This window comes from Collinsella aerofaciens, from assembly GCF_901212495.1.
In the GTDB taxonomy this organism is placed as follows: domain Bacteria; phylum Actinomycetota; class Coriobacteriia; order Coriobacteriales; family Coriobacteriaceae; genus Collinsella; species Collinsella aerofaciens_H.
On the sequence record NZ_CAAKNY010000088.1, the window covers coordinates 1 to 7259 of the forward strand.

6 protein-coding genes and 1 rRNA gene are annotated in these 7259 nt (G+C 59.9%); all 7 read left to right on the plus strand.

Annotated features, from left to right (window positions below; genetic code table 11):
- Positions 1–104: 104 nt before the first annotated feature.
- The 7 genes from rrf (at position 105) to tsaD (ending at position 7217) form a co-directional block, all read left to right on the plus strand.
- A 5S ribosomal RNA gene (gene rrf / locus SFLMC1_RS11165) occupies positions 105–220 on the plus strand.
- Positions 221–393: 173 nt separating this feature from the next.
- Positions 394–933 carry a holo-ACP synthase gene (acpS, locus tag SFLMC1_RS11170; RefSeq protein WP_152073283.1) on the plus strand — a complete coding sequence of 180 codons (540 nt, stop codon included), beginning with the start codon at positions 394–396 and terminating at the stop codon, positions 931–933.
- The gene (locus tag SFLMC1_RS11175; RefSeq protein WP_154063948.1) at positions 934–2550 is read left to right on the plus strand and encodes an NAD(P)H-hydrate dehydratase; all 1617 of its coding nucleotides are present in this window, start codon (positions 934–936) and stop codon (positions 2548–2550) included.
- A gap of 2 nt (positions 2551–2552) precedes the next feature.
- Positions 2553–3698: an alanine racemase gene (alr, locus tag SFLMC1_RS11180; protein WP_152073285.1), complete on the plus strand. Its 1146-nt coding sequence runs from the start codon at positions 2553–2555 to the stop codon at positions 3696–3698.
- Between the two features lie 8 nt (positions 3699–3706).
- The gene (locus SFLMC1_RS11185; protein WP_152073286.1) at positions 3707–4327 is read left to right on the plus strand and encodes a uracil-DNA glycosylase; all 621 of its coding nucleotides are present in this window, start codon (positions 3707–3709) and stop codon (positions 4325–4327) included.
- A gap of 12 nt (positions 4328–4339) precedes the next feature.
- Positions 4340–4846, plus strand: a complete 507-nt coding sequence (gene tsaE / locus SFLMC1_RS11190) for a tRNA (adenosine(37)-N6)-threonylcarbamoyltransferase complex ATPase subunit type 1 TsaE (RefSeq protein ID WP_152073287.1) — start codon at positions 4340–4342, stop codon at positions 4844–4846.
- Entirely contained in the window at positions 4833–7217 is a 2385-nt protein-coding gene (tsaD, locus tag SFLMC1_RS11195; protein WP_152073288.1) for a tRNA (adenosine(37)-N6)-threonylcarbamoyltransferase complex transferase subunit TsaD, read from the plus strand. The genes tsaE and tsaD overlap by 14 nt, the downstream gene beginning before the upstream one ends.
- Positions 7218–7259 lie beyond the last annotated feature (42 nt).

Sequence of the window (7259 nt, forward strand, 5' to 3'; positions counted from 1 at the left end):
CGGGCACGAGGATGCCCCCGAGTCAGATCTTTCCTATGCGCCATGCGGCCCCCAGGGCACGTAGTTGAGACCCAGGACACCGTAACGGTGGGCGCCGCCCACCGGTCAGCGGCCAGAGCATGGGGGGCACGCCCGGTCCCGTTCCGAACCCGGAAGCTAAGCCCCATCGCGCCGAGAGTACTGCGGGTCCGGCCCGTGGGAGGCCAGGGCGCCGCTGACCGGTGGACGGCACCGAGCCGTCATGTGACTTGAAGAAGGGGGAGGCCTCGCGGCCTCCCCCTTTTTTGCGTTTTAAGCCTGATCTAACAAACTCGCTGTGTTTTATGACCCTCGTTTGTCGCATCTTCCGTTAACGGGCTACAATAACTTAGTCTGTGCAATATGGAGGTGAACATGGCTGAAGCTGGTATCGGCGTTGATATCGTCGAGATTTCCCGCATGAAATCAATCCTTGAAAAGACGCCGTCGTTTGCTCGGCGTGTGTTTACCGAAGAAGAGTGCGCATATTGCGACGCTTCATCGCGTCCTGCGGCGCACTATGCGAGCCGTTTTGCTTCTCGTGAAGCGGTTCTCAAGGCTCTTGGTACTGGCTTTAGTCAGGGCGTCGGCCGCAAAGACGTTTCGGTAACGCGTGATAAGCTTGGAAAGCCTAAAGCAGTGCTTTCGGGTCGAGCGCTCGAGATTGCCCAAGAGTTGGGTGTCGTTGAAGTTGCGCTTTCTATTACCTTGACGGGTGATTTGGCCGTTGCCAATGCCATTGCGATCACCGAGGATGCTCGACCAAAGCCTAAGGAAGAAAAGGTGAGCACCAAGGAACGCGTTGCACAAACATTCAAAGAGGCTCGCTCGGTTTTAGATGAGCTTGAGCAACTGCAACATTCAGCTTTGACGGAGCACCAGGGCGATGCTTCGCAAGATACGCTAGGAGCATAGATGAAACCGGTTTTGAGTACCGAGGAAGTCGTTCGCCTCGAGGATATTATCGAACGCGAAGGAACTTCGAAGGCCGAGCTTATGGAACTGGCGGGTGAGTTTGCTGCTAGTGAAATTCTTAAACTCAATCCCGATCGCGTCCTTGTTCTGGTCGGTTTTGGCAACAACGGTGGCGATGGCTGGGTCGCGGCTGATATCTTGAGTCACAAGGGCGTTGACGTGGACATCGTGTCTCCGGTTGAGCCGGATGAGTTTCCTGCCGCTCTGGCTCGCCATGTTGCCCGCCGTACCGCCGGTCGTGACGTACATGTGTGCGTCGGTCCCTCACGAGATGAGCTTGAGGTTTTGATCGATAAGGCTGACGTTGTTGTTGACGCTATTTTTGGTACCGGTTTCCACGGTGACTTGCGTGCGCCGTTCTCCATCTGGATTCCGACAGTTAACGACTGTGCCGACCATGTGGTGTCCATCGATGTTCCTTCGGGTCTGAATGCCGAGACCGGTGTTGTCGACGACGACTGCATCCGTGCCGAGCGCACGGTCACGATGATTACGCCCAAGATTGGCCTCTACAGCGCTGATGGCCCAGAGTACGCCGGTGATCTGGTGTGCGGCAGCCTCTATGATCGCCTTGATGAGGTCATCAATGATGTCGACCATGCCGCCGAGATAGTCGAGCCTGGTGACCTGGTGGATTTCTTTGCTCCGCTGCCCACGAATATCGATAAATATTCTCGCGGTTCCGTCCTTATTGTTGCCGGTTCGGCGCAGTATCCCGGCGCTGCCATTATGGCCGCCAAGTCTGCTGCCCGCGCGGGTGCCGGCTATGTGGCTGTCGCGACGCCCGATGCGTGTGCCAATCTTATTCGTATGGCGCTTCCCTCGATTCCGGTTTTTGCTATTCCGTCCGATTCCCGCGGCTCTTTTGGTGCCGCTGCGCGTATGACCGTGTGCGAGATTGCAAAGAAGTACAGCTGCGTACTGTGCGGTCCCGGCATGACAACGTCTGCCGGTGCCATGCAGGTGGTTTCGGGTTTGTTGGAGCTTGATGTGCCGCTGATCCTTGATGCCGATGCGCTCAACTGTCTTTCTAAGATTGCTATCGACGGTATCGATAGCAATCCTGAGATGTACCGCCGTGAGCAGCCGCTCGTCATGACGCCGCACTATCGCGAGCTTTCGCGTTTGGTTGCTGGTGACGAGGTTAACGATCTGGGGACTGCAATCGCGGCCGCGCAGAAGGTTGTCTGGGCTGCTGGCTCCGACAATCTCGTGGTTATTGCCAAGGGGCCGACGACGGCTATCTGTGGCGTTGAGCGCGTGCTTTTGCCGCTCTCGGGTCCGGCGTCGTTGGCGACTGCCGGTTCGGGCGATGTTCTTGCGGGCATTTTGGCTGGCACACTGGCTACCATGCGTGATGAGATGGATCGCTGGGAGCTGCTGTATTCGTATGCCGTCGCGCTTCACAGTTACGCAGGTTTTGCCGCGGCGACGGAGTACGGTGAGAAGAGTGTTATTGCGACCGATCTGATCGACTTAATCGGTCCTGCCATGGAATTGGCGGCAAAGGACGCACTCGATGATCTGGGAATCATGGACGAAGGGTCGGATGACTAATCATGAATAAAGCCGATTTGACGCGCTGGTCCTGGGTTGAGATTGACCGCGGGGCGCTTCGCCGCAACACGAGGGCTTACAAGAACCTGCTCAATCCACGTCAGCGACTGTGCTGCGTGGTCAAGGCCGATGCCTATGGGCATGGTGCCGTCGAGTGCGCCAAAATCATGTACTCGGCCGGAGCCGACATGTTCGCGGTGGCGACGGTCAGCGAGGGTGTTGAGCTGCGCCGCGGCGGAATTACCAAGCCCATCCTGATCTTGAGCGAGCCGCCTATCGAGGCTATCCCCACCCTGCTTGAGTTTGACATTATGCCTTCGGTCTATACGTCCGATTTCGCCCTTGCCTATGGCGAGTGCGCTGTCGCGGTAGGCAAGGTGGGCAAGTACCATCTAGCCATCGAGACGGGCATGAACCGCATCGGTGTTCACTACACGCAGGTGCTCGACTTTGTTCGTGGTATTAGCTTCCATCGCGGTATCCAGTGTGATGGCGTCTTTACGCACTTCGCTACGGCCGATGAACCTTCGGGTTGGGACTACAAACTGCAGTGCCAACGCTTTACGGAGGCCGTTCAGGCGATAAAGGACGCGGGTTTTGAGTGCGGTATCGTGCACTGTGCCAACACGCCGTCCTCGATGCTTGATCCCTCGATGCATTTTGATATGATTCGCGCCGGTGTTGGCTTGTACGGCATGCAGCCGTGCGAGCTGAGCAGCCGCGTGATGCAGCTCGATCCCGTCATGAGCGTTCACGCGCGCGTGACGCGTGTGGCACATCCTGCGATGGGCGAGGGCGTGGGCTACGGATTTACCTATCGCGTGCCGCGTACGCGCGTTCAGATCTGCACGCTGCCGATTGGATATGCCGACGGTCTTTCTCGTACGCTCTCCAATCGTATGGACGTGCTGTATCGCGGTGAACGTGTGCGTCAGGTGGGTAACATCTGCATGGATCAGTTTATGGTCGCCATCCAGTCCAACCCGGCACATGAGATTCCCGAGGCCGAGTATGGCGACGAGATGATTATTGTCGGCCGCGATGGCGATGCCGAGATTGCTATGGACGAGATGGCGCGCCTGCGCGGCACGATTAACTACGAGGTCGCCTGCGGCTTTGGCATGCGTCTCGACAAGATCTACGTGTAGGAGCCACCATGGGTGTCATGCACATCCCCGGACATAGTCACCAGGCGCCGCGCGAGGTTGCGCTCGAGGAGATTGAGGCTGTTTTAGGCGACTGCCATCTCTGCCAACTCTATCAGTCGCGCCATAACATCGTGTTTGGCGTGGGAAACCCCCACGCCCGCGTCATATTTATCGGTGAGGCGCCGGGTCGCAACGAGGATTTGCAGGGCGAACCCTTTGTGGGGGCGGCGGGCGAGGATCTCAACGGCATCCTGTCGCTGGCTGGCCTCAAGCGCGAAGACGTCTACATTGCCAACGTGCTTAAGTGCCGCCCACCGGGAAATCGCAATCCTCGGCCCGAGGAAGTGCTGGCCTGTTCACCGTTTTTGCGTGAGCAGATTCGAAGCATTTGGCCCGATATCATCGTGACGCTCGGTAACCCCGCGACGCACTTTGTGCTTAAGACCGAGATCGGCATCACCAAGCTGCGCGGCAGGTTCCATCAGATGGGGCATTTTGTGGTGATGCCCACGTTCCATCCGGCGGCGGCGCTGCGTAATCCGGCGTGGCAGGAGCTGCTGGAGGAAGACTTTAAGATGCTGGGCGACTATCTGGAGCGGCATCCCGCGCCAGAGGGTGCCTCGGAATAATAAGGAGCATATATGTCCCTGGAGCGCCTGGGGGTAGGTATTTATAAAACGGCTTGCTCTGCCGATACGGAGCATTTTGGCGAGCTGGTTGCGCCGTGCCTGGAAGATGGTGATGTGCTGATCTTGACCGGCGGCCTCGGGGTGGGCAAAACCCACTTTACCAAGGGTGTTTCGCGTGGTCTGGGCGACGGCCATATGGTCACGAGCCCCACATTCGCACTCATGGCCGTTCATGACCAGGGACGTATTCCGCTGTTCCACTTTGACCTGTACCGTCTGGAGCATGCTTACGAGCTCGAGGATACGGGCATTTTCGATGTACTGGGCTATGAGGGCGCCTGTCTGTTGGAGTGGGGCGAACAGTTCCAGGACGAACTGACAGACGAGTATCTTTCGGTAACGCTTAAGCGTGATGAGAACGATAGCGATGTGCGAATGATAACGCTCGAGGCGCACGGCGAGCGCGCAGCGGAGCTTTCCGATTTGATTGATAAGGCTGTACAAGATGAGCTTGCATAACGATTACGCGCTGGTGGTGGCGCTCGATACTTCGACCGATATGCTTGCCTGCGCGGCAAGCTGGACTGATGGACAGACGGGCGAGGCGAAGCTGGTGAGTGGCGACCATATGTGTCGTCGCCATGCCAATGTGGAGCTCGTGAATACCGTCGACAGCGTGCTTGCCCAGTCTGGCATGGACTGTGCTGACGTGGGCAGTTACGTCGTCGGTCGCGGTCCGGGTTCGTTTACCGGTGTGCGTATCGGCATTTCTACCGCCAAGGGCTTGGCGCGCGGTGCCAACGTGCCGCTGTTAGGTGTGTCGACGCTCGATGCCTGCGCATGGACCGCGTGGAAGGCTGGCGTGCGCGGCAAGCTCGGCATTCTGGCCGATGCCGTGCGTGGCGAGGTGTATCCGGCTTTGTATATGCTGGGCGACGAGGGCCTCGAGCGTCAGTTTGAGCGCGAGCACGTGGTCAAGGCCGCCGTGGCGCTTGATGAGTGGCGCCAGGCCGCGGATTGGGACCAGGTTCAGCTGACTGGCGACGGTCTCGTGCGCTATGGCAAGCTGCTGGGCGAGGATGAGGCCGCTCGCTGCGTAGAGCGCGACTTGTGGTGGCCTTCGGGCGAGGGCCTCCTCCTTGCGCATGCCGCGGGTGACGGCGACCCGGCCCGCGTCCTACCGATCTATACGCGCCTTTCTGACGCCGAGGAAAACGAGCGCAAACGCCTGGGTCTTGCCGAGAGCGCGCAGAGCGAAATTACGGGCGTCGCCGATGAGCTCGCCGGTCGCCATCTGCAATTCCGCCCCATGGGTGCGGCGGACGCCGAGGGCGCGAGTGCGCTGGAGGCCGCCTGCTTTGAAGGCGCCGGGCACGAGGCGTGGACGCCGGGCATGTTCCTGTCCGAGCTGGGCGAGGATGTTGCGGCGCCGCGCAGCTGGTGGGTGGCGCACGACGACGGTCAGCTGCTGGGACTTGCCGGTGGCATGGTCGTAGACGGTGACGTGCAGATTCTGGATGTTGCCGTCGACCCGAAGCATCGCCGCGAGGGTATTGCCCGCAAGCTGCTGTCGCACGTGAGCTACGATGCCCAGATGCTCGGCTGTACGACCGCCTCGCTCGAGGTTGAGGATGGCAACGAGGGCGCTATTGCGCTCTATGCCTCCCTGGGCTTTGCCGAGGCGGGCTGCCGCCGCGATTACTACGGTGGTGGCAAAGATGCCATCATCATGACGGCGCCGCTGCCCTTGGTGCTCCCGGTCGACAACGCTTCGCCCGAGCCGACGGCGGCTGAGCATCGTGGATGGCCGCTATCTGCACCCGAGCGCACCGTTGAGGAGCGCGCTGAAATTGAGCGCCGTCGCCTGGTGCTTGCCATCGAGAGTTCGTGCGATGAGACGGCTGTGGCGATTATCGATGCGGACGGTAATATGCTGGCCAATCAGGTTTCGACGCAGATCGATTTTCATGCCCGTTTTGGCGGCGTAGTGCCCGAGATCGCTTCGCGCAAGCACGTCGAGGTGATCGTGAGCGTCGTGGACGCGGCGCTCGAGGACGCCGCGGCATCGCTTGGTCTTGAGGGCGGAGCTATCGCGCCGAGCGAACTCGCCGCTGTTGGCGTGACACAGGGTCCGGGCCTGGTGGGTGCTCTGGTGGTGGGCGTCGCCTTCGCCAAGGGCTTTGCCTATGCCGCCGGTAAACCGCTCGTGTGCGTCAACCATCTGGAGGGTCATCTGTTCGCCAACCTGCTGGCGCAGCCCGATCTCAAGCCGCCGTTTATCTTCACGCTCGTCTCGGGCGGTCATACCATGCTTGTTCACGTCAAGGCGTGGGGCGACTACGAGGTGCTCGGCGAGACGCTCGACGACGCCGTGGGTGAGGCCTTCGACAAGGTGGCTAAGGCGCTGGGTCTGGGCTATCCCGGCGGCCCCATCATCTCCAAACTGGCCGAGACGGGCAATCCCCGCGCGATTGACTTCCCCCGTGCGCTCAATAGTAGGGGAGACTATCGATTCTCGCTTTCGGGCCTTAAGACGGCCGTGACGCTCTACATTGAGCAGGAGACCAAAGCCGGGCGTACGATTCATCTGCCCGACCTGGCGGCTTCGTTTGAGGCCGCGGTCTTTGACGTTCAGTACAAGAAGGCCAAGAACGCGCTGCATGCCACCGGATGCAAGGAATACTGCATCGGCGGCGGCGTCTCGGCCAACCCGCATCTGCGCGAGATGATGATCAAGAAGCTCGGACGCCAGGGCATCCGTGTGACAGTGCCGCCTCTCTCGGCATGCACCGACAACGCCGCCATGATCGCGGAGGTCGCCCGCCGTAAATTCGACCGAGGAGAAATCTCCCCGTTCGACGTCGACGCCGATCCGAACATGACGCTGTAGCTGGTACGGCGCGGTCCCCGACCGGAGGGGCCGGATATAAGG

Coding starts and splice junctions, on each gene's coding strand:
- acpS (WP_152073283.1), top strand. CDS start 394: ATGGCTGAAGCTGGTATCGGCGTTGATATCGTCGAGATTTCCCGCATG.
- alr (WP_152073285.1), top strand. CDS start 2,553: ATGAATAAAGCCGATTTGACGCGCTGGTCCTGGGTTGAGATTGACCGC.
- SFLMC1_RS11185 (WP_152073286.1), top strand. CDS start 3,707: ATGGGTGTCATGCACATCCCCGGACATAGTCACCAGGCGCCGCGCGAG.
- tsaE (WP_152073287.1), top strand. CDS start 4,340: ATGTCCCTGGAGCGCCTGGGGGTAGGTATTTATAAAACGGCTTGCTCT.
- SFLMC1_RS11175 (WP_154063948.1), top strand. CDS start 934: ATGAAACCGGTTTTGAGTACCGAGGAAGTCGTTCGCCTCGAGGATATT.
- tsaD (WP_152073288.1), top strand. CDS start 4,833: ATGAGCTTGCATAACGATTACGCGCTGGTGGTGGCGCTCGATACTTCG.